18 protein-coding genes and 1 pseudogene are annotated in these 21,814 nt (G+C 71.5%); 8 read left to right on the top strand and 11 right to left on the bottom strand.

Annotated features, from left to right (window positions below):
- Positions 1-20 precede the first annotated feature (20 nt).
- Genes BJ964_RS33855 through BJ964_RS33870 form a run of 4 tightly spaced genes read right to left on the bottom strand, consistent with a single transcriptional unit; the run spans position 21 to position 7,214 of the window.
- On the bottom strand, positions 21-2,666 hold the full coding sequence (locus BJ964_RS33855) for an FtsX-like permease family protein (RefSeq protein ID WP_188124450.1): 2,646 nt from the start codon (positions 2,664-2,666) through the stop codon (positions 21-23).
- Positions 2,663-5,698 (bottom strand): FtsX-like permease family protein, encoded by a 3,036-nt coding sequence (locus tag BJ964_RS33860; protein WP_188124451.1) that lies wholly within the window; start codon positions 5,696-5,698, stop codon positions 2,663-2,665. Before BJ964_RS33860 ends, BJ964_RS33855 begins: the two co-directional genes overlap by 4 nt.
- Entirely contained in the window at positions 5,698-6,351 is a 654-nt protein-coding gene (locus BJ964_RS33865) for an ABC transporter ATP-binding protein (protein ID WP_188127324.1), read from the bottom strand. Before BJ964_RS33865 ends, BJ964_RS33860 begins: the two co-directional genes overlap by 1 nt.
- Before the next feature lie 5 nt (positions 6,352-6,356).
- A complete protein-coding gene (locus BJ964_RS33870) occupies positions 6,357-7,214 on the bottom strand; it encodes an ABC transporter ATP-binding protein (RefSeq protein WP_188124452.1) in 858 nt (285 codons plus the stop codon).
- A gap of 107 nt (positions 7,215-7,321) precedes the next feature.
- On the opposite strand from BJ964_RS33870, the gene BJ964_RS33875 reads away from it, so the two are divergent.
- The 7 genes and pseudogenes from BJ964_RS33875 (at position 7,322) to BJ964_RS49705 (ending at position 13,252) form a co-directional block, all read left to right on the top strand.
- A complete protein-coding gene (locus tag BJ964_RS33875; RefSeq protein WP_188124453.1) occupies positions 7,322-7,786 on the top strand; it encodes a hypothetical protein in 465 nt (154 codons plus the stop codon).
- Between the two features lie 162 nt (positions 7,787-7,948).
- Positions 7,949-9,079, top strand: coding sequence for a hypothetical protein (locus BJ964_RS33880; protein WP_188124454.1), 1,131 nt, complete (start codon positions 7,949-7,951; stop codon positions 9,077-9,079).
- A 6-nt stretch (positions 9,080-9,085) separates the two neighbouring features.
- Positions 9,086-10,342 carry an ABC transporter substrate-binding protein gene (locus BJ964_RS33885; RefSeq protein WP_188124455.1) on the top strand — a complete coding sequence of 419 codons (1,257 nt, stop codon included), beginning with the start codon at positions 9,086-9,088 and terminating at the stop codon, positions 10,340-10,342.
- 100 nt (positions 10,343-10,442) lie between these two features.
- Complete coding sequence (locus tag BJ964_RS33890) at positions 10,443-11,018, top strand: hypothetical protein (RefSeq protein WP_229807381.1); 576 nt, start codon at positions 10,443-10,445, stop codon at positions 11,016-11,018.
- A gap of 154 nt (positions 11,019-11,172) precedes the next feature.
- A pseudogene (locus BJ964_RS49600) lies at positions 11,173-11,328 on the top strand (GH-E family nuclease); the annotation flags it as partial.
- A 9-nt stretch (positions 11,329-11,337) separates the two neighbouring features.
- Positions 11,338-11,913, top strand: a complete 576-nt coding sequence (locus BJ964_RS33900) for a suppressor of fused domain protein (protein ID WP_188124456.1) — start codon at positions 11,338-11,340, stop codon at positions 11,911-11,913.
- A gap of 253 nt (positions 11,914-12,166) precedes the next feature.
- Entirely contained in the window at positions 12,167-13,252 is a 1,086-nt protein-coding gene (locus tag BJ964_RS49705) for an IS3 family transposase (protein ID WP_456049040.1), read from the top strand.
- Between the two features lie 192 nt (positions 13,253-13,444).
- Here the strand turns inward: BJ964_RS49705 and BJ964_RS33910 are convergent, their stop codons facing one another.
- Both BJ964_RS33910 and BJ964_RS33915 read right to left on the bottom strand, forming a co-directional pair.
- Positions 13,445-14,125 (bottom strand): hypothetical protein, encoded by a 681-nt coding sequence (locus BJ964_RS33910; RefSeq protein WP_188124457.1) that lies wholly within the window; start codon positions 14,123-14,125, stop codon positions 13,445-13,447.
- Entirely contained in the window at positions 14,107-14,508 is a 402-nt protein-coding gene (locus BJ964_RS33915) for a hypothetical protein (protein ID WP_188124458.1), read from the bottom strand. The genes BJ964_RS33910 and BJ964_RS33915 overlap by 19 nt, the downstream gene beginning before the upstream one ends.
- Before the next feature lie 431 nt (positions 14,509-14,939).
- On the opposite strand from BJ964_RS33915, the gene BJ964_RS49605 reads away from it, so the two are divergent.
- Positions 14,940-15,323: a ClpX C4-type zinc finger protein gene (locus BJ964_RS49605; RefSeq protein ID WP_188124459.1), complete on the top strand. Its 384-nt coding sequence runs from the start codon at positions 14,940-14,942 to the stop codon at positions 15,321-15,323.
- Between the two features lie 8 nt (positions 15,324-15,331).
- On the opposite strand, the gene BJ964_RS49710 is transcribed toward BJ964_RS49605, so the two are convergent.
- Genes BJ964_RS49710 through BJ964_RS33955 form a run of 5 tightly spaced genes read right to left on the bottom strand, consistent with a single transcriptional unit; the run spans position 15,332 to position 21,660 of the window.
- Entirely contained in the window at positions 15,332-16,513 is a 1,182-nt protein-coding gene (locus BJ964_RS49710) for a Na+/H+ antiporter subunit E (RefSeq protein ID WP_456049041.1), read from the bottom strand.
- The gene (locus tag BJ964_RS33940; protein ID WP_188124460.1) at positions 16,513-18,003 is read right to left on the bottom strand and encodes a Na+/H+ antiporter subunit D; all 1,491 of its coding nucleotides are present in this window, start codon (positions 18,001-18,003) and stop codon (positions 16,513-16,515) included. The genes BJ964_RS49710 and BJ964_RS33940 overlap by 1 nt, the downstream gene beginning before the upstream one ends.
- Complete coding sequence (locus tag BJ964_RS33945) at positions 18,000-18,392, bottom strand: Na(+)/H(+) antiporter subunit C (protein ID WP_188124461.1); 393 nt, start codon at positions 18,390-18,392, stop codon at positions 18,000-18,002. The genes BJ964_RS33940 and BJ964_RS33945 overlap by 4 nt, the downstream gene beginning before the upstream one ends.
- Positions 18,389-21,196 (bottom strand): Na+/H+ antiporter subunit A, encoded by a 2,808-nt coding sequence (locus BJ964_RS33950; RefSeq protein WP_188124462.1) that lies wholly within the window; start codon positions 21,194-21,196, stop codon positions 18,389-18,391. Before BJ964_RS33950 ends, BJ964_RS33945 begins: the two co-directional genes overlap by 4 nt.
- Positions 21,190-21,660 (bottom strand): cation:proton antiporter regulatory subunit, encoded by a 471-nt coding sequence (locus BJ964_RS33955; RefSeq protein WP_188124463.1) that lies wholly within the window; start codon positions 21,658-21,660, stop codon positions 21,190-21,192. The genes BJ964_RS33950 and BJ964_RS33955 overlap by 7 nt, the downstream gene beginning before the upstream one ends.
- Positions 21,661-21,814: the final 154 nt, after the last annotated feature.

Below are 21,814 nucleotides of genomic sequence, written 5' to 3' on the forward strand. Positions count from 1 at the left end.
AACATGGAGCACAGCGCCCGCTACTGGTCGCCGACTCGGAGGACCTCGGCCAGTCGACGGCGGCGGGTGGCCGCCTCGAAGCGAACGATCACCGGGACCGCTGCCATGAGCAGCACGGCCATGATGATCAAGCCGGGCCAGGGCCACACAACGGCCGGGGCCACCTCCTGGCCGGTCAGTAGCCGCAACTGCAGCGCACCGAACAAGGCGGTCAGGGCGGCCCCGGCCAGAAGCCCGCCCACCGTGGCGACCAGGGCCCACGGCAGCAGTTCGCCTGCCGCGACCCGACGGCCGTCGCGTGGGGTCAGGCCCAATGTCCGCAAACGGCTCAGTGTTTGCCATCGTTGCGGGGCGCCCGCGGCGGCGGCCAGCGCGAAACCGGCCAACCCGAACAGCACCAACAACACGGCCGAGGCCCAGGACAGCCACACCAGGCCGTTGACCAGCGGGGCGTCCCGGCGGTCACGCAACACCTCGGAGCGCAGGAGCGCGCCGGTTCCGGTGACGGCGGACTCGGTGCCGGGGCCGTTCACCCAGATCGTGTTCGGGACCGATTCGAGGCCGGCGGCCGCCAGGGTCGCGGCGTCCACGATGACCACCTCGTCGGCGCCGCTCACCACCGGGGCCACGCCGGACGCCGTCAAACGGACCGGCGGTTTGTCGTTGCGCCGCAGTTCGAGGGTCATGCCGGGACGCAATTGGCCGGACGCCGAGCGGACCAGCGCGGGCACCGACGCGTCGGCGACCCCACCGGATCGGATGATCAAGCGGGACGGGACCAGGGCCTCGTCGGCGACGACGGACGCGCCGTCGATCACCTCGGCGGTGGATACCGACGTCACCCCCGGCTGGGCGGCGATGCGGGCGGCCACCTCGAGCGTTGTGCCCGCGGCGTCACCGATCACGTCGATGCGGGCGTCGGCGCCGACCGTCTCGCGGGCACCGTCGACCAGGCCTTGCCGCACGGTCGCGCCCAGCGTCAGCGCGAACACCGCCAGCACCGCCGACGTGACCAGTGCCAGCACCGGCAGCGCCCGGCCGGAGCTCTCCGCCGCCTGCGCCGCCCCGAACACCGCCAGCGGTCGCCGCGACCGCAACAACCGCCGCAACACCAGGCCGACCACCAGAGGAAGCAGCCGCAGCAGCAGGATCGCGGCGGCGAACGCCGCCAACGTCGGAGCCAAGGCAGGCAATCCGGGCGCGGGACCACCCTGGTAGAGGGCCACCACGGCGGCGCAGGCCGCCAACAGGACCGCGATCTCCGCAGCGGCCCGGCGCAGTGCGGCGGTGTGACGCAACCAGCGGCGAGCGGAACGGTTGGCGGGCACCTTGCGGTCGCGGGTGGCCGAGGCCGCCGCGATGATCCCGTACGCCGGACCGGCGGCCGCAGCGGCGAGAACCACCGGCGCCACCCACCAGACGGCCACCCCACCCGTGATCACGTAGGCGCCAACGCATCCGAGAGCCGCAGCCGCCAGCGTGACCAGACCCGATTCGAGGAGCAGTTCGGTGCCGAGGACGGGCAGCGTGGCGCCCCGCTGACGGGCCAGCGCCAACGCCGCGGAACGACGGCGGCCCAGCAGCTCAGCGGCCAGCGCCAGGACCAGCACCGCCCCGGCGATGACCGCGAACAGCAGCACCGACGCCTGCACCCGGGCCGCCGAAACCTGCTCGGTCACATCCCGCAGGACCGTGTCGAGCTGAGTGTTCCAGGTGGACGTGGTGTCGAGGCTGCCGGACGTCGCCGACGTCGCCTTCAACGCGATCGCGGTCGCCGCGATGCCGTGGGCCGTCTCCCACGTGAGTACCGAAGGGTCGGGGGAGAACGTGACGACCCGCCGCAGTTCGTCCGGCTTGAACGCCAACCGTGCGTCCGGCAGCGACTCGGCCGTCAGCAGGCCACCGAAGCGGGTCGTTCCGGCGCCGTCCGCGTCGGCGGCCGGATCCAGTAGCCACGGTGCGAGACGCCACGCCGGATCGTTCCGATCGACCGGCCGGAAAATGCCACTGACCTGTACGTTCTTGGTCGCGCCGCGCTCGTCGCGTACTTGGAGGAGTGCTCCCGGGCGTACCCCTGAGGAGGCCGCCGCCGACTCGCTCAGACCGACCCGCACTCGCCACGGTGGCCCGTTGTAGGCGACGTCGGCCTCGCCGTCGACGGTCGCCGAAGGCGCCGACCCGTCGATCCACTCCACCTGCGGGCCGTTGCCGCCGTCCAGATAGGCCATCCGGAAGGTACGCAGCACGCTGCCGTCGGTGAACCGCAACGTGGGAGTGATCACCGACGCGACCGGCGGGCGCAGCGCCGCCCGCAGTTCGGGACCGAGTTGTTCGAGTGACCGGCCGCGAAGATCGGCGAGGTCGGCGGCGAGGTGCGCCATCCGCGTACGGCCGGGCGAGCCGTCGCTGGTGTAGTCGTCCGGTTCCCAGCGGGCCTGTACGGTCACGTCGGCGCTGGTCCCGGCCCGGCGGACGGCGTCGCGGACGGCGGCGTCGGCGGTGTCGCGCATCAGCCCGGGAACCGCCCCGGCGAGCAGGCTGACCAGCGCCACCACCAGCGCGGACAGGATCAGCGGGCCGGTGTCGGCGCGGGCCCGCCCCCGCACGCTGGGCCAGTGCAGGCTGAACCGGAGAACCGAGAGCCGGCCCGTCGGCACGGCCGTCATGACGTCACCCGCAGGTGAGCGGCGTCGGCGCGCCGCGACAGAACGATGACGACCCCGGCGACGGCGATCAGGCAACCGGCCGTCAAAGCGCCCAGCACGGCCAGCTCAGCCGGCCACGGCCACACCGGCGCGACGGCCGGTACCGGCGCCGCCCCGGTCTCCGAGCGGATCATCAGCGGCGCCACCACCCACGTGGCCAGCGCACCCACCGCCGCACCGGCCGCCAGCAGCGGCACCATGACAATCGTGTGCTGGCCGAGCAGGGCGGTCCGGATGTCGCGGCGCCGCATCCCGAGACCGCGCAGCCGGGCCACCTCCACGGCCCGGGCCTGCAGGTCACAGGTCACGTGCAGGGTCACCCCGGCGAGCAGCAGCAGGACCGCGGCCGGCACCAGCAGCCGCAACACCGCGGGCAGCCCGGCCGGAACCGGGCCGGTGGTCAATCGCATGGCCTCACCCGTACGCGTGTGGACCTCACCGAGATGGAGCCCGTCGGAAGCCGCGGCGTTCGACGGATGGGCGACCCACCACGCGTCGACCGGCATCTGCGGGTCACCGCGCGCGAGCAGCACCCGCGACAGCGTGTCCAGGTCGGCGAGCAGCGCCACCGACCCGGGCGCCGACGGCACACCGGCCACGATCGACGAGACCTTCACCGGTACGGGCGTGTTGCCGACCGTCACCTGCAACTCCGATCCGGGCGACACTGTCAGCTGTTCGGCGAGCCGCCGCGACACCGCCACCGGCACCGGCCCCGGATCCGCGAACGACGTCGCGACCACCTGCCGGGCCGCCTCGGCCGGACCGCCGAGCTGCACCGTCGCGGTCATCCGCAACGTCGCGCCGGAAACCGTGATCGCCGGCTTCCGCAACTGGTCCGGATAGGGCTCCGACGACCCGGCCGTCCACGTTCCACCGCCGGCCGCGCCCGGGATCGTCACCGTGACGTCGATGCGGCTGTCACCGGTCGCGTCCCAGCCGAACGCGTCGGAGGTGACCGGCAGCATGACGGCCACCAGCCGCAACCCGTCCCCGTCGGAGCATCCCGGCATCTCGTGCGGGCGGCCGTCCAACGGGGTGGCCGCCGCCGAACACACGGTCCGCAGGCCGGTCGGATCCTGGAGGATCAGCCGCGGCGTGGTGGCCAGCGGCGCCGTCCCGGTGGCCCGGCCGGTCACCATGATCCGGCTCCCCGACGGCACCGTGATGCCCGGGGCAGCGTCGGCCGGGGCGAGGCCCGCACCGACCGCCGCCCAGTCCTCGCCGCCGCCGCGCAGCAGGGTTCCGGCCCGGTGGGCGTCGACCGCGACGAGCCGTGGCGGCTCATCGTTGCCGCCCAGCCACTGGCCCACGGCGATACCACGGTTCACGGCCGGGGCCACCGTCCCGCCGACCGCCGCCGTCACCATCGCACCCTGCCCGGCGGCCGGCGGTCCGCCCAGGGTGATCGCCAGGTCGGTGCCGACCGACAGATCGGCCTGGTCACGCTGCGACCGGTGCCAGGTGGCGTCGAACGCGACCCCGAACGTGGCGGCCGCACATCCGAGCGCGATCAGCAGGGCGGCCGCGGTCGGCCGGCGGGCGGCCTGGACCACCGCCAACGGCACCGGAAGGCCACGCGTGCGCGGGACCAGACGGTCCGCCGCGTGCAGGGCGGCCGGCACCAGCCGCAACGCCAGCACACAACCGGCGGCCAGCAGCAGCGCGGGCGACAGGATCCGGACCGCGTCGACCCGGGTCTGGGCGGTGTCCGGCTGCGACGTCAGCTGCCACCAGCCGGCCGCCGCCAGCGCCACCAGCAGCAGATCCGCGCCCGACCGGGCCAGCGGCGCCGGACGCTCCCGCCCACCGGCCGTCACCAGGATGGCCAGCAGCGTCCCGGCGGCCACCGCACCCACCTGCACACCGGTGACCGCCAGGTCCCCGCCGAGCCAGACGTGCACCGCCGACGACAACGGCACCGCCAGAACCGTCGCGACCAGCGCGAGAAGCCCCGCCTCGGCGGCCGCGACCCCGCCCAGCTGCCAGCGGCTCGCGCCCATCGCCGACAGCAGCGCCGTCTCCTCGCCGCGCACGTCCGCGGTCAGCCGGCCGGCCAGCGCCAGAGCGGCCGCGGTCAGCGCCACCGCCAGGACCCCGACCGCCAGCACCGCGGCCGTGGTGACCTGCTGCTGCCGGCGGGCCTCGGCCAGCACCCCGGGCAGGGCGGAGCCGACCCGTTCGATCTGCACCCGCTCACCGAGCACCGCCGACAGCCGCCGGTCGGCCGCCAGGGTGCCGGCCTCGATCCGGGCCAGCGCGCGATGGTCGGGATCGGACAGATCGGGGCGGGCGGTGATCTCCAGCCGGGACAGCGCCGACGTACCCGACAGCAGGCCGGGATAGTCGACGAGGAAGGGCCCGTACGCCTCGGCCGGCTGCAACGCGCTCGCACCCCGGTACGCCAGATCGAATCCGGCGCCGCCGAGCGGGTCACGATCCCAGCCGGCGGCGGGCTTCGTCCGTACGATCGCCGTGATCTCGATCGTCAACGGCGGCGCCGGATCGCGGGCCCGCTCGGTCCCGAGAACGACCCGATCCCCGGCCGACAGGCCCAGCAGGCGGGCCGTCGGTTCGAGCACGGCGGCCTCATCGGCGGAACCGGGCCATCGGCCGGACACCAGCGACGCCCGCCGCGGCAGATCCTCCACCCCGGACAGATAGCCGATCCGGCCGTCCGACAGCGGCCGCATCACCGACGACGCCCGCCCCGACGTGGCCACCGCGAACGGCGCCAGCGCCTCGGCCAGCACCCGCCGGGTGTCGGCCGCCACCGAGGGCACATCGGCGCGGGCGACCGTCACCGCGTACCCGGTCACCTCGATCTGCGCCGGCGTGGCCGCCGCGGCCGCCTTCTCCCGCGCCCGGTCCGCGCTCACCGTCACCAGCAGCGCACACACCCCGAGCAGCGCCGCCCCGGCCGTCACCACCGCCAGCAGCGCGGCGAGCAGCGGCCACTGCGACCGTGCCCGGCGCCCGACGAGCCCCAGCACTACTCGCTGACCTGTCCGTCGCTGATCCGGACCACCCGGTCCGCCAGCGCCATCATCACCGGATCGTGCGTCGACACCAGCGCCGTCACCTGCTCCGACTCGACCACCGCACGCAGCAGCGCCATCACGGACCGGCCGGTCTCCGCGTCCAGCTGCCCGGTCGGCTCGTCGGCGATCAGCAGCCGCGGCGACGACGCCAGAGCGCGGGCGATCGCGACCCGCTGCTGCTGCCCGCCGGACAGCTCACCCGGCCGCTGTCTCGCGTGTTCACCGAGGCCGACCAGGTCGAGCAGCAGCGCCACCCGCTTCTCCCGGTCGGCGGCCGGCATCCGGGCCAGCCGCAGCGGGGCGCCCACGTTCTCCGCCGCCGACAGCACCGGGATCAGGCCGAACGTCTGGAACACGTACGACACCTTCTCCCGGCGCAGCCGCGACAGGCCGTCCTCGTCCAGGGCGGTGACCTCGGCGCCGTCCACCTCGACGGTGCCCTCGTCGGGGCGGTCCAGGCCGCCGACCACGTTCAGCAGCGTCGTCTTGCCCGAGCCGGAACGCCCGACCAGCGCCACCATGCTCCCGGCCGGCACATCGAAACTCACCCCGCGCAGCGCGTGCACCTGCCCGAACCGGCGGTGCACCCCGCGGATACGCACCATTGCCGTCACGACGGGTCCGACCGGATCGTCACGTGATCGGCCTCCAGCGCCAGCCGCACCCGCCGGGTCAGCGCCAGCGCCTCCCGGTACTCGCGCGGGATCTGCACCCGGCCCGCCCGGTCCATCACCGCGTACTCCTCCGCGATCACCAGAGTGTCCCCGTCGGCGCCGGTCTCGGTGCGGCGCAACACCTCACTGCTGGTGCGGCCGTCGCGGATCGCCACCGTACGCTCCACCTGCCCACTCACCTCCGGATCGTGGGTGACGACCACGACGGTCACCCCGAACTCCCGGTTCACCTTGCGCATCGCCTCGAACACGCTCGCCGACGTCGCGGTGTCCAGCTCGCCGGTCGGTTCGTCGGCCAGCAGCACCCGCGGCTGATTGGCCAGCGCCACCGCGATCGCCACCCGCTGCTGCTGCCCACCGGACATCTGCGCCGGCCGCCGCTCCGCGCAGTCGGCCACATCCAGCGCGGCCAGCAGCTCGTCGGCGCGGATCCGGCGCTCCTTTGCGGACACCCTGGCGGCTGCCAACGGCAGCTCCACCACCTGCCGCGACGTCAGATACGGCACCAGGTTCGCGGCGGTCTGCTGCCGCACGAACCCGACCGTGTGCCGCCGGTAGCGCACCCGGTCGCCGCGCGACATGGCCAGCAGATCCCAGTCGGCGACCCGGGCCCGCCCGGCGGTCGGCGCGTCGATCCCGGCGAGGATCGACAGCAGCGTCGACTTGCCCGACCCGGACGCCCCCACGACGGCGACCATCTCACCCTCGTCGACGGCCAGGTCCAGACCTTGCAGCGCCTGCACCTCGATCGACCCGGTCTGATAGATCCGCACCAGGCTCTCGCAGACGATCACGGCATCTCAACTCTCTGACGGATCATGAGCGAGCCTATGTAACCCTCCGTTGTGACCGCGGTCAACCAGCCCTGAGAGAATGGATCTTCGAACGGCTGGGGGAGCGGATGAATCGACAGGTGCTGTTAACGCTAACTGTTCTGGTGCTCGCTGTGGGGTGCACCTCACCCGGGCCCGACGACACCCCGTGGACCGGCGCGGCCTGCACGCTCGCCCACGACAGCGCGTCGACATACGGCTACACCTGCGACAACGACGTCACCGTCACCATCGATCGCACCGGCGCATCCAGCTCGAAGAATTTCGATCAGAGCGAGAAATCGGCCCGCCAGACCGGCATGCTCGTCACCGGCCTCGACGACGTCGGCGACAAGGCCATGCTCATCGCCGACCCGCCCGGCAAACTCATGCCCGCGACCACACTGCACGGCGAGGCCGTCTCCCGCAACGCCATCCTCGTCGCGAAGATGACGCTCCCGGCCCCGATCACCTCCGAAGCCGACATGACCGCTCACGCCACCGAAATGGCCACGCTTCTGAACGAAACCCTCAAAAACCTGCAAACCACATAGCATTCGTACGGCCTGCGCCGCCCCCCGCCGACCCACCCCGTCGGAGTGGCGCACCGCCACCGATTGCCGGGTCAAGGCCGCAGGGCCCGCTACGGCGTCAAGCCCCACTCACCCTCCGGCCCGAACCGCCTCGCCGTAGCAATGTGGACACGTTCGGTTACTGTGCCCTACGAGTGCGGCGCGGCACGAGAGGGCGGGACGGTGACCGGATTCGGGATTCGTGGCGGCACGACCCGGGCCGTCCTGTGGCGTTCGATGGTCGTGCTGGAGCTGGCAGTCGTCGCGGTCCTCGGCATGTCGGCGTGGGTTCTGCAAGGCACCCGAGCCACCGCCGAGCGGGCCGGCAACCACTCGGTGCCGTCGATCATGCACATCCTGGCCGCGCACGCCGCGCTCGTGGAGGCCGACGAGGCCGCCGTCGGCAGCTTCCGGACCGGAGCGGTGGGACTGACCGGGCCCGGCGAGCGCTACCAGAACCAGATCGCCGTCGCCGCCCAGAGTCTGACCCGGCTCGCGGTCGACAGCATCGCCGGCGCCGTGGTCGGCCAGAACATCCAGCTCGTGCAAGGGCAGCTGGCCGCCTACACCGGGCTCATCGAGCAGGCCGACGCACACTACCGGCAGGATCCGGCCTCGGTGCTGGCCAGGGCCGACCTCTGGTACGCCTCACACCTGCTGCACATGCCCGACGGCGGCATCCTCGCGCAACTCGACGACCTGCTGAGCATCGAACGGCGGGCGCTGGCCGGGCAGCTGACCACCGGCCGGATGGCGCCGGGCTGGATGGCCACCTGGATCGTGCCGGCGGTCGTACTGCTCGCGCTGCTGGTGACCACCCAGGTGTTCCTGAGCCGGCGCTTCCGCCGTACCTTCAATCCGCCGTTGCTCGCCGCAACCATCGCCGTGCTGGCCGCGACCGCCGCGATGTCCGCCGACTTCGCCGCCCGCGGCGAACTCGCCGCCACGCAGAAGGCGGGCGACGCGCTGGTGGGCGTGTGGCAGGCGCGGACCGCCGCCGCCGATCATCGCGGCCAGACGATGCTTCGCGAACTCGTCGCCGGCGCCTGCCCCGACGGGTGCCGCGAAACGCTCGACCGCATCGCGGCGGGGATCGGCGGCACCCGCGAGGCGCCGGGCGAGGAGGTGCTGACGGCACGCATCAAAGAGGTGGACGGGCACGCCACAGCGGCCGCGGACACGACCGGCCAACTGATACTGCTGGTGCTCGCGGCGCTGGCCGCCATGGCGCTGATCCCGTTCGGGTTCGTCCCCCGCATCAACGAGTACCGGTAGGCGACGATGGTGCGTGCCGCCGCGCTGGCCGTCGTCGCCGCCCTGCTCACCGGCGCCGGGGCGTGCGGCGCCGGGGGAGACGGCGAGAGCGTGACCGTGCTCGCGTCGTGGACCGGAGGCGAGGCCACGGCCTTTCGGGAGGTGCTGGACCGATTCACCGCCCGGACCGGCATCCGCGTCGACTACCAGGGCACCCGGGCGCTCAACCAGGTGCTGACCACCGAGGTGCAGAAGGGCACGCCCCCGGACATCGCGGTACTGCCCAGCCCGGGCGACCTCGCGAGCTTCGTACGCCGCGGCGCGGTCCGGCCGCTGGGCGACGTCATCGACGCGGGCGCGGAGCAGACGCACAGCCCGCAGTGGCTACGGCTCGAACAGATCGAGAACGCTCGCTACGCGGTGGCGGTGAAGACATCCCTCAAGAGCCTCATCTGGTACGACCCGCGCCGGGTCCCCGACCTGTCCGGTGACACACCGCCGACCTGGGACGAACTGATCCGGCTGAGCGACCGGCTCAGCACGGCCGGCGGCGCCGCGTGGTGCATGGGTATGGGCTCGACCCCCGTCTCCGGATGGCCCGGCACCGACTGGATCGAGGACCTCGTGCTGCACCGGGCCGGAACCGCGGTGTACCAGCGCTGGACCGCCGGGCAGGTGGCCTGGACCGCACCGGAGATCCGCCGCGCGTGGACGGCCTGGGGCGAGGTCGCGTTACGGCCCGGCTACGTGCGCGGCCTGCTGTTCACCGACTTCGGCGACGCGGGCCGGGCCATGCACACCGACCCGCCCGGGTGTTTCCTGCACCACCAGGCGTCCTTCGTGGCCGGTGACGGCGGCGACCTGGACTTCGTGCCGTTCCCGTCCAGCGGCCCCCGGGCGTGGGAGGTGTCCGCCGACCTGGCCGGCCTGTTCACCGACAAGCCGCAGGCGCGCGAGCTGATGCGGTTCCTGGCGACCGACGAGGCGCAGAGCATCTGGCCGGCGGTCAGCCACGGGTCGGTGTTCTCGGCCAACCGGGGCGTCGACCCGGCGATCTACGGCAACGCGGTGAGCCGGCGCATCGCGCAGACACTCACCGGGACGGCGGCGTTGTGTTTCGACGCGTCCGACCTGATGCCCAGCGCGATGACGAACGCCTTCTACCGGGCGGTCCTGGAGTATCTGCAGTCACCCGATCGTCTCGACCAGATCCTGGGCCGGCTCGACCAGGTCCGCACGGCCGTACCGGCCGCCGACTGGCTGGACGTGCCCTGCGGCGGGTGATTGCACTATTTGTAGTCCCATGAGCCGGCCATCCGTTTTGCGCACCTCTGCTCGGGCACCGGTGGGCGCGACAACGTTCATCGATGGAAAGGAACCGATCGTGCGCCTGACGACCATCCCGAAGATGCTGCTGGCCGGAGCACTGGCACTGACCGCCATGGGTGCTGTCGCGGCACCCGCTGCCGCCGCGCCCGCCGTGGCGAAGGCCGCCGAGGGAACGATGACGTCCAGTGTCCAGGGCACCTTCACCGACGCGTCGGGAGGTATCGGGCAGGTCACCGGCACCTTCGTCCCGACCGGGTTCGCCGTCCAGGGCGACCGGCTGGTGGCCGTCGGCACCCTGCACGCACTGCTGACCGACTCGGCCGGCACCGCCGTCGGCGCCGCGGACGAGACGGTGACCCTGCCGGTGCAGCTTCCCGGCTCCGGCGACGCCGGCGCCTTGGCGGCGTGCAACATCCTGCACCTGGTGCTCGGCCCGCTGGACCTGAATCTGCTCGGCCTGACGGTTCACCTCAACACCGTGGTCCTCGACATCACGGCGCATTCGGGGCCCGGCAATCTGCTCGGCAACCTGCTCTGCGCGATCGCCGGCCTGCTCGACGGCGGCCTGCCGTTCCCGCTGGCCCAGCTCGCCGACCTGCTGAACCAGGTCCTGGCCATCCTGGCCCGGTAGCCCACCCGGGGTTCGGGGACGCCCATCGGGCGTCCCCGAACCGGCGGTCCCTCAGCTTGCCGTTTAACCTCCCGCTCCACCCCGACGCCGACGCCGACGAGATCACTGCGTCACCAAGGGCGACTACGGTGCGTGCCAGCTACCCGGCTACGAGTTCCGCAAGCACAAGGCGTCGGCCAAGGCCCGGGGCATCTCCCGCGCCCGGTTCCTGGACGAGCACAACATCGCCGACCACTTCCGGCCGAAGCTGCCCGACTCCAACCACTGCCATGAGGGCGAGGACATGAGCGACTTCTTCTGGGGTGCGTAGGGTTACGCGGTGGATGCGACGCAGCAGGCGAACCGGGCTCTCGCCCGGGATCTGGCGGACACGGTCGGCGGCACGCCGACCGCCCGGCGGTACTACTTGGACGACGCGCGCACCCGGCACGTCGACATCGCCAAGTTCGTCGACCGGCCGCAGCCCGGCGTGATCACGTACGCCACGCTGGGGTTGTCCGACACGCCGCTGCCGCGTCAGGTCCGTCCGCCACTGGGCGTGGAGGTGCTCGGCGTCTGTGACGCCAAGGTCGCCTTCCACGTGGTGCTCGCCGCGATCGCCGGCCGGGTGAAGACCCGGTCGGAACACGGCGAGCCGGGCGCGGTCTTCCCGAACGTCGTCCCGGCGCAGATGTCCGCGACGCTGCGGCACGCCGTGCTGGTGCCGCAGTTCCTCTGGGAGTCCGCGTTCGGCACCCGGGTGGTCGACTACAAGACGGTCGCCTGGCTGCTGGCCGTGCCGATCTCCGATGCCGAGCGCGACTTCTGCGCCGAGCACGGGCCGGACGCCCTGGAGGCCCGCTTCGAGCAGGCCCGGATCGACATCTTCAACCCGAACCGGCCCTCGGCCGTTTGAAACTGCGACGATGCTCGGATGGGCAAAGTCTACGAAGGCATCGACGACCGGCTGCGCGAGTTCATCCTCGCCCAGCCGGTCTTCTTCGTCTCCACCGCGCCGAGCGGCCCGGACGGTCACGTCAACCTTGTACCTGCCGAGAAGGACATCCGTGCAGATCATGGCCACTTTGGCGTCATGGTCGGGGACCTGTGCCCGGTCGAGGATTGCCCCATACTCACCGTCACTGATGACTACGCGATGATGCCGTCTCATGCTGCTGCGTCTGGCGTACCTGGGCATCACGAACACGTTTGCGCTGCTGCCCGGCGGCGACCGGGGCAAGGACATCGAGATCCTGTCGCTGCGCCACCAGTTGACAGTGCTGCAACGCCAACTCGACGGCCAGCGGGTCCGATTCGAACCGGCCGACCGGGCGTGGCTGGCCGCGCTGCTGCACCCGCTGCCGAGGCCGACCCTGCGGGGTCTGCGGCTGCTGGTCCGACCCGACACGATTCTCAAGTGGCACCGTGACCTGATTGCCCGCCGCCACGCCACACAATCGCGGCCGCGACGGCGTGGCAGGCCTCGCACACTGCGTTCCATCCGGGTGCTGGTGTTGCGCCTGGCTGAGGAGAACGGCAGCTGGGGGTATCGCAGGGTGCACGGCGAACTACTCACCCTCGGGATCACGGTTGCCGCATCCACCGTCTGGGAGATCATGCGTCAGGCCGGGATCGACCCGGCACCCGAGCGTGCCGCCACGACCTGGACGGACTTCCTACGGTCACAGGCCGAAGCGCTGCTGGCCGTCGACTTCATCGAGACCGTGACGCTGACCGGTGCGAGAATGTACGTCCTGGCGGCGATCGAGCACGCCAGCCGGCGGATCCGGATCCTGGGCGTCACGGCGCACCCGACCGCTGCCTGGGTTGGTCAGGTGGCACGCAACCTGGTCATGGACCTCGACGACGCCAACTGCAGGGTCAAGTATCTGATCCGGGACCGGGACGGCAATACCCAGGCGTATTCGACGCGATCCTCACCGACGCCGGCATCCAGGTCGTACTCTCGGCGTCCGAATCCCCCGAATGACTTCGGTCATGGAACGCTGGGTGCGGACCTGCCGCCGCGAACTTCTGGACCGCACACTGATCTGGAACCAGCGGCACCTGCTGCATGCACTACGCGAGTACGAGCGGTTCTACAACCAACATCGACCGCATCAGGCGATCGCGAACGCCCGGCCGCTGAAGTCGCTGCCCGAACCGATCACCGACCCGGACCACTCACCCGACTGAACATCCACCGGCACGACCGCCTCGGCGGCGTCCTCCACGAATACAAACACGCTGCCTGACCAGCCCCGACGGAATTCTCGTCAGGTACAGGGGCAAAGAGCAGCGTCAAGCCGCTGAGCCACCGCCCCTCGCGGCCTAGATTCCGTGGATCCGCCCAGCCGGCCGGTAGCTCGTCACCATGCGGCGGATCGGGAGTTCCGGGTCAGCGACGGATTCAACAGCCATGCGGCCATCACGCAGGGCGCAGCCGCTCAGGTTCCCGCGATCCCGATCGTCAGCGGCATCACGACGACACTCGTGAACTGTCCGTCGCCGTCCTGCTCGGTCAGCACCAGATATCCGGGGAACGGGTTCGTTTCCCTGGTGAAGTTGGCGTTCGAGTACCAGTACTCGTCCGGGTCGACGTTCTCCGACCAGCTGGTCAACTCCTTGGAGTTGCGGGCGTCCATCAGGCGTATCCGCGCCGTGTCGTTGGTGCTGGGCTGGAAGTTGACCGACAGCGGCGGGTTGACCGCGCCGTTCGGCTCGGGGTGGCGCACGGTGGTGCGCGGCGACTGCATTGCCTGCACGCCCCACGCCCCGCCGCCGGCGTCCCGGCGCAGGCTCACCGTGCCGAGCACGCTCCCGTTCCGGTTCGTGACCTTGACCAGCCGCGCCTCGCCCCGGTTGTCCTGCTCGACCGAGAAGGTCAGGTCGGACGTGGGGACGCCGAGTTCGTCGAGGAACTGCTCGGCGGTCGGTCCCGGATCATCGGTCGCCGGTCCCGTTCCAGTCTTCCCGCCCACCAGAGCCTGCGGCCAGATGATCGGATAGCCGGCGGTCGCGGCCGTGGGTATGTCGCTGTCCGAGCGACGGTTCACCGTCACCCCGGCGACCACCGCGAGAATCACTCCCAGCGCCACCATGGCCGGTATCAGGAAACGCTTTCGCACGACTGCCTTCCGCCCTTGGGTCCGCTGCCAGCCGCACGTACCGAGGAATACTCTTGGCCGCGCGCGTCCAGGGGAAGCGGCGACGACGACTTGCGCTTGAACCGCCGCCGGCTCAGCGGCACCTCGACCCATTCCGGGTCGGCCGCGCCGTTGGTGATAGCCAGCGCCGGGATCTGCAGATCGGCAGCCAGAAGCTCAGGGATCACAAGATCGATTCGCTTGACGATGGCTGAGCCTGTTCCGTTCCGCATGGTGATCTTGAACTTAGCCCCGCGGCGCCGTGAGTACACCCTGCCTGCAGGGGTTGACAGGTAGCCGATCGGTTGAACGGTCTCCAGTGTCAGCAGCGGCACGGTGGCACTGCATTCGTGCTTCTGAAGCACGTGCTTGCATCTCAGCAAATCAAGGCACGGGGACCAAGCGGCCGGGGGCATGCGACCGCGGGAAAGTCCTGCGGCCGACCCGCATGCTCGGCGGTGCGTCTGGTGCGACCGGCGTGCGCCAATGGTGCGGCCACCTCCCGGCGGTACGGCGTTCGAATCGGCGTCACAGTGACGGTGACACGAACGGCAGAGACGGAACTCGTCAAGTCAAAACTCGCGCTAGCTGCGGAAACAGGTTGCGAGACTGCCACTCAGCCGGCCGTCTCCGGCCGGCGCCCGGCAACGGAAGAATGTGCCCGCCCGCGATGTCCCGCGGCTCTCCATGCCTCAGGACCGTGGCAACGCCTATCAATCTTCGGTGGCTCTGCTGTAAGGTGGCGCCTGACGCTGTCAGGGCTGACCTGACGCCCGAGTTCGCCTGAGAGGCCGTCATGACCGGTGAAGCCGACACCACCACCCCGCTCCAGCTCAGCTGCTCGTTCTGCGCCAAACCGCACACCGAGGTCGAGAAGGTGATCGCGGGCCCCGGCGTCTACATCTGCAACGAATGCGTCCAGCTGTGCAACGACATCCTCGAGATCGAGCGGCAGAACCCGAGCGAGCCGACCTCACTGCCGGCCTGGGAGGAGTCGATGACCGACGAACAACTCCTCGGCCTGCTGCCCCGGGTGGCCGCGGTGGGCGCCCAGATCGAGGCGAACCTCAAACGGCTGGTGTCCACCCTGCGCGGCCGCAGCGTCACCTGGACGCGCATCGGCGGCGCGCTCGGCATCACCCGGCAATCCGCATGGGAACGCTTCTCCGGCGAGGAGTAGAAGCGCCATCACCAGCCGCGACGGCTACCTCGGCCGGGTCGGCCCCGGCGCACCGTCGCCGCCAGTTCGTCGGTCAGCAGCAGCTCACGGCGCACCAGCCCGGCCCGATAGGCGGCACGCCCCACCATGTGCGCCGCCACCGGAGCCGTGATCAACTGGAACACGCCCACCAGCACCAGCGTGGTGATGTCCACGAGGGTGCCGAGCCGGATCGCCGTACCGGTGAGGATCAGCAGCAAACCCAGCACCTGCGGCTTGGTCGCGGCGTGCATGCGCGACAACAGGTCCGGAAAGCGCAGCAGCCCGACCCCGGCGGCCAGACTGAGCAGCGCCCCGCCCAGCAGGCAGAACCCGGCGACGGCGTCCAGCACCGCGGTCACACCCATCACGGCTCTCCCGCCCCGGTACCGGACTTCCGCGGCGCCGCGGGGCCGGCGAACCGGGCCACCGCCACCGAGCCGACCGCGCCGAGCAGCGACAACCCGAGCAGAATCGGAAGCCCGGTCGCGTCCCGGCTGTAGGCGGCCTCCGCGGCGATCGCACACACCGTGATCGCCAGCAGCACGTCCATGGCCACGATCCGGTCCAGCGTCGACGGCCCCCGGACGATGCGGACCAGCGTCATTCCCGCCGCGGCGGCAAGGAACACAGCGACGATGATCATCCCGAACCCCCTCGACGACGGCGATCTCCGCATCGGAGCCGACCGCCCCGATGATCCGCCGCTCGATCTCATGCACATCCCGGCGGAACCGGGCGATGTCCGCCGGTCCGGCCACATCGAACACATGGACGTAGAGCACCCCGGTCTCCCGGTCCAGGTCCACGATCAGGCTCCCCGGCACCAGCGACACCGCCTCCGCACACATCGTCAGATTCAGGTCCGACCGGACCGCGAGCCGAACAGCCAGCACCGCGCTGCGCGGCTCCCGCCGCCCCGCCAGGGCCGTCCACGCCAGCTGGAAACTGGCCACCCACAGGTCGACGACGAACCGGACCGCGAACCGCAGCAGCCCGGCCGGCCGCAGCCGCCCCGCGAACGTCACCCGCGGCAGCGGGAACACCGCCAGCACCAGCACCGACACCAGCAGGCCACCGACCAGCGTCAACCACGAGAACGAGCCCCACAGCAGCATCCACACCACGGTGAGCGCGGCCACCGCTACCAGCCGGTCCCGGGTGCCCGCCATCACGGCAGCACCGCCCGCACATAGGGGCTTCGCGCCAGCAGATCCGCGGCCACCGTGTCGGTGAGCGAGTACAGCGGCCCGGCCGCCACGGTGAACAGCATTCCCGCCACGACCAGCGCGGCGGTCGACGTCACCATCAGCCGCGACGACCGCAGCGGCGCGGCCACCGGACCGGCCACCGGCGTACGCCAGAACGCCAGGTTCCACACCCGCGCCAGGGCGTACAGGGTGAGCAGGCTGGTCACCGCCGACCCGCCCACCAGCAGCCACGACAACGCCGAACCGTCGCCGGCGCCGGCCTGGATGAGCCCCAGCTTGCCGAGGAACCCGGAGAACGGCGGTATCCCGGCCAGGTTCAGCGCCGGCAGGAAGAACAGCACCGCCAGCAGCGGCGCCGTCCGCGCCAGCCCGCCCAGCCGATCCAGCGCGGTGCTCCCGCCACGCCGCTCGATCAACCCCGCCACCAGGAACAACGTCGTCTGCACCACGATGTGGTGCAGCGTGTAGAACACGGCCGCCGACAGTCCGGCCCGCGACGCCAGACCCACCCCGAACAACAGGTAGCCGATGTGACTGACCAGCGTGAACGACAACAGCCGCTTGATGTCGGACTGCGCCACCGCACCCAGGATGCCGACCACCATCGTCGACAGCGCCGCGACCATCAGCAGGTCGGCGACCCGCCCACCGGGGAACAGCAGCGTCTCGGTCCGGATGATCGCGTACACGCCGACCTTCGTCAGCAGCCCGGCGAACACCGCCGTGACCGGCGCCGGCGCCGTCGGATAACTGTCCGGAAGCCACGCCGACAGCGGGAAGATCGCCGCCTTGATCCCGAACGCCAGCAGCAGCATGCCCTGCAACACCAGCCGCACCCCGTCGGGCAGCGCGTCCAGCCGCTCCACCAGCTGCGCCATGTTCAGCGTCCCGGTGGCCGCATAGATCAGCCCGATCCCGGCCAGGAAGATCACCGACGACAGCAGACTGACCACCACGTACGTCGTCCCGGCCCGGATCCGCGTCTCGGTCCCGCCCAGCGTGATCAGCACATAGCTGGCCGCCAGCAGGATCTCGAACCCGACGTACAGATTGAACAGATCGCCGGAGAGGAACGCGTTCGTCACACCGGCGGTCAGGATCAGATAGGTCGGGTGGTACACCGACAGCGGATGCTCCTCGTCACCGTCCGCGCCACCCTGCCCGATCGAGTAGAGCAGCACACACAGCGTCACCGCCGACGACACCACCAGCATCAGCGTGGCCAACTGGTCGGCGACGAGCACGATCCCCATCGGCACCGGCCAGCCACCGACCGCCACGACCAGCGGCCCGTCGGCGGCCAGCACCAGCAGCATGCCCGACACCAGCAGGGTCGCGGTCAGCACGCTCACACTGATCGCCCGCTGCACTCGCGGCCGCCGGAACATCAACAGTGTCGCCGCGGCGCCCAGCAGCGGCATGACCACCGGAAGCGGAACAAGCCACGTCATCGCGCCGCCTCCAGCGCCTCGGCGTCGGAGCCCTCGTCACGGTCGGCCAGCTCCCGCACCCGCCGGTCCTCGGCGTCGTCCTGCACCTCGTCATGACCGGTCAACAGCCAACTGCGATACGCCAGAGCCAGCAGGAACGCCGTCATCCCGAGAGTGATCACGATCGCGGTCAGGATCATCGCCTGCGGCAGCGGATCGGTCATCTCCGCCGGGTCGGCGGCACCCACGATCGGCGGCGCCCCGGGCCGGGCGGCCGCGAGCACGAGCAGATTCGCCCCGTTGCCCAGCAGCATGACGCCCAGCAACACCCGCGTCAGCGTACGTTCCAGCAACAGCACCGTCCCGGCGGCGAACAACACACCGACCGCCAACAGCAACGAAACGCTCATACCAGCTCCTCCTTCCGAGCCGAAGCCGGTTCCGCGGCGGCCGCATGCCGGTCCACCTCCGCGCCGAGACTGCGCAGCACATCCAACACCAGCCCGACGACGATCAGATACACCCCGATGTCGAACAGCGTCGACGTCACCACATGCACCTCACCGAGCAACGGCACATGCAGGTCCAGGACGGCGCTCTGCAACACCTGCCCACCCAGCACCAGCGCCCCCGCCCCGGTGCCGACCGCCACCAGCAGCCCCGCCCCGAGCACCGCCCCGGCGTCGACCGGCGCCGCCGCGGCCAGCTCGTACCGGCCGCCCGCCAGATACCGCACGGTCAGCGCCAGCCCCGCCACCAGCCCACCGGTGAACCCGCCGCCCGGCGTGTCATGGCCGGTGAGCAGCAGATACACCGACAGCAGCATGATCACGTGGAACAGCAGCCGGGTGACGACCTCCACCATCGTCGACCGCCGCCCCGCCTCCACGGTGTGCCCGGCCATCAGCCACACCGGCTCGTCGCGCGGCGGATCGGACGGCGTCTCCACCGGCCCACGCCGATGCAGGCGCTCCGCCCGCCGGAAGATCAGACTGGCCACCCCGGTCGCCACCGCGACCAGCACCGCGACCTCACCCATGGTGTCCCAGGCGCGGATGTCGACCAGGATCACGTTGACGATGTTGTGGCCGCCACCCAACGGCACCACCAGCTCCGGATACGCCTGCGACACCGGCGCCGCCTGCCGCGCCGACACCGCCAGATGGCCCACCCCGGCCATCACCGTGCCGACCGCCACCCCGATCCCGACCCGGACCCGCCGCCGCCACGCCCCCGGCCGCTGCGAGAAGTGACTCGGCAGCCGCCGCAGCACCAGCACCACCATGACCAGCGTGACCGTCTCCACCAGGAACTGGGTCAGCGCCAGATCCGGCGCGCCGTGCAACAGGAACACGACGGCATTGGCGTAACCGGTGACCCCCACCAGGATCACCGCGGTCAGCCGCCGCCGAGCCGGCACCGCGCACACCGCGGCGACGACCAGAACCGCCACCGGCAGCAGATGCAACGGCGTCTCCCACAGCTCCACCGCCGTCGCGCCCGGCCACCCGGCCACCATCGCCGGACCCGCCGTCACGATCAGCATCTGCAGGATCAGCGCCAGATAGAACGGCAGCGAACCACGCTGCGTCGCCCCGGTCACCTCCACCGCCAGCCGGTCCGTCCCGGTCATCACCCGCTCATACCCCCGGCCACCGGGCCGCGGCCCGGCCACACCGGCCGGCAACACCCGGAACAGCACCAGCCCGGCGGCCACGACCAGCACGGACAGGACCAGCGGCACACCGGGCCCGTGCCACAGCGCGAGGTGGTCGGCGCTTCCGCGGAAACCTTCGGCGTACGGGCTGAGCACCCGATCGAGATGCCCCGCCCCGAAACCGGCCGCCACCCCGGCAGCCGCCAGCACCGCCGGAGCCACCAGCAGCGACCCGCCCACACCAGCCGGAACCGCTGCGTCTTCGGCGGCCGGTTTGCGAGCGAAGGCACCCCACAGGAACCGGGCCGTGTACGCCACGGTCAGCACCGAGCCGGCCACCACACCGGCGAGCACCAGCCGGCCGGTCGTCCCCGCGTCCAGCAGAGCGGCGAACACCGCCTCCTTCCCGGCGAACCCGATCGCCGGCGGCAGACCCGCCATCGACAACGCGGCCGGCACCGCCACGGCCACCAGCAGCGGCGCACGCCGGCCCCACCCGTCGAGCCGCCGCAGATCCCGGGTGCCCGCCGCCTTGTCGATCACCCCGACGACCAGGAACAGCGCCGCCTTGAACAGGGCATGCGCGAACAGCATCGCCGCCCCCGCCAGAGCCGCCCCCGCCGTCCCGAACCCGAAAACCACGGTCAGCAGCCCCAATTGACTGACCGTCCCGTACGCGAGAAGAAGTTTCAGATCGTTCTGAAAGAGCGCCGCCCAACCACCGACCAGCATCGTGACCAGGCCCAACCCGACCGCCGACACCCGCCACACCGTCGCGGCCGCACCACCCGCCGCGACGATCATCGGCGCGAACCCGGCCACCAGGAACACCCCGGCCTTCACCATCGACGCCGCATGCAGATAGGCACTCACCGGGGTGGGCGCGGCCATCGCCGCCGGCAGCCAGAAACTGAACGGGAAGACCGCCGACTTCGACAGCGCCCCGATCAGGATCAACACCACCGCCACCACCAGCAGCGGACCGTCCGGCAGCCCCGCCGCCACCTGCGACCAGCGGTAACCGCCCGCATGCTCACCCAGGATCACCAGACCGACCAGCATCGCCAGCCCACCGGCCGTCGTCACGACCAGCGCCTGCAACGCCGCCCGCCGGTTCGGCCGCGCCTCGCCGGTGTGCCCGATCAGCAGGTACGACAGGACCGTGGTCAACTCCCAGAACATGTACATCAGCAGCAGGTCGTCACTGACCACCAGCCCGAGCATCGCCCCCGCGAACCCGACGAAGATCGCCGCGAACCGGCCCAGCCCCGCCGTACCCGGCGCGAAGTAGCCGGCGCAGTAGACCAGCACCAGCGCACCGACACCACCGACCAGCAACACCAGCAGCCACGACAGCGTGTCCACCCGGAACGCCAGACTCAACCCGAGACCCGGAACCCACGGCTGAACCCACTCCCCGGACCGATGCGTCACCGCCCACCCGAACACGCCCGCCGGAACGGCCGCCAGCAGCCAGAACGCACGAGGCCCCCACAGCCGGACCAGCACCGGAGCCAGCACCGCGGCCACCAGGTGCGCGCCCAGCAGCATCAACACGGCGCCGCCAGCAGATCGTGCAGCCGGGCCAGCGCCGCCGGCCCACCGACGGCGATCAGCACGTCACCGGCCCGCAGCAGGAAAGCGGGGCCCGGGTGGGGGAGCACCCGGGCCCCACGGATCACCGCGACGACCTCGGCGCCGTCCGGTGCGGCCAGCGGCCGGTCCACCGACCCCGACCCGGCCGGAACCCGGACCCGCACCGCCCGCACCCCGTCCGCCGGCATCCGCGGCCCGTCGACGTGATCGAGCGTCACCATCGTGTGCAGCACATCGGCCACCAGATGCGCCTCCTCGGCGCACAACACCACCGTGCCGGCCGCCCGATCAGGATCCGCCGGATCGTAGACGGCCAGGTCACGGCCACCGTCGGGGCGCACGACGATCCCCAGCCGCGCCCCGTCCCGCGTGGTGAGCAGGTGGGACACGCCGACCCCGGGCAGACCGATCCGTTCCAGTGTCATCGCGCACCTCCCACTTGTTCCGGCATGACCTCCATCCAAGCCGCGCCGCCTCCCGCCGACCATCGGGACCGACCTCCATTCCCGGGGCGGGCCAGCACCCATTTCGCCCCCACCGACCGCGCGGAGGATGGGTGGCGGCCCGGATGGACGTCTC

The organism is Actinoplanes lobatus (assembly GCF_014205215.1).
In the GTDB taxonomy this organism is placed as follows: Bacteria; Actinomycetota; Actinomycetes; order Mycobacteriales; family Micromonosporaceae; genus Actinoplanes; species Actinoplanes lobatus.

What these genes read in the sequence shown, in the direction of transcription:
- BJ964_RS33855 (WP_188124450.1), bottom strand. Translation starts at nt 2,666, where the DNA reads ATGACGGCCGTGCCGACGGGCCGGCTCTCGGTTCTCCGGTTCAGCCTG.
- BJ964_RS33865 (WP_188127324.1), bottom strand. Translation starts at nt 6,351, where the DNA reads ATGGTGCGTATCCGCGGGGTGCACCGCCGGTTCGGGCAGGTGCACGCG.
- BJ964_RS33875 (WP_188124453.1), top strand. Translation starts at nt 7,322, where the DNA reads ATGAATCGACAGGTGCTGTTAACGCTAACTGTTCTGGTGCTCGCTGTG.
- BJ964_RS33885 (WP_188124455.1), top strand. Translation starts at nt 9,086, where the DNA reads ATGGTGCGTGCCGCCGCGCTGGCCGTCGTCGCCGCCCTGCTCACCGGC.
- BJ964_RS49705 (WP_456049040.1), top strand. Translation starts at nt 12,167, where the DNA reads ATGCTGCTGCGTCTGGCGTACCTGGGCATCACGAACACGTTTGCGCTG.
- BJ964_RS49605 (WP_188124459.1), top strand. Translation starts at nt 14,940, where the DNA reads ATGACCGGTGAAGCCGACACCACCACCCCGCTCCAGCTCAGCTGCTCG.
- BJ964_RS49710 (WP_456049041.1), bottom strand. Translation starts at nt 16,513, where the DNA reads ATGGCGGGCACCCGGGACCGGCTGGTAGCGGTGGCCGCGCTCACCGTG.
- BJ964_RS33940 (WP_188124460.1), bottom strand. Translation starts at nt 18,003, where the DNA reads ATGACGTGGCTTGTTCCGCTTCCGGTGGTCATGCCGCTGCTGGGCGCC.
- BJ964_RS33945 (WP_188124461.1), bottom strand. Translation starts at nt 18,392, where the DNA reads ATGAGCGTTTCGTTGCTGTTGGCGGTCGGTGTGTTGTTCGCCGCCGGG.
- BJ964_RS33955 (WP_188124463.1), bottom strand. Translation starts at nt 21,660, where the DNA reads ATGACACTGGAACGGATCGGTCTGCCCGGGGTCGGCGTGTCCCACCTG.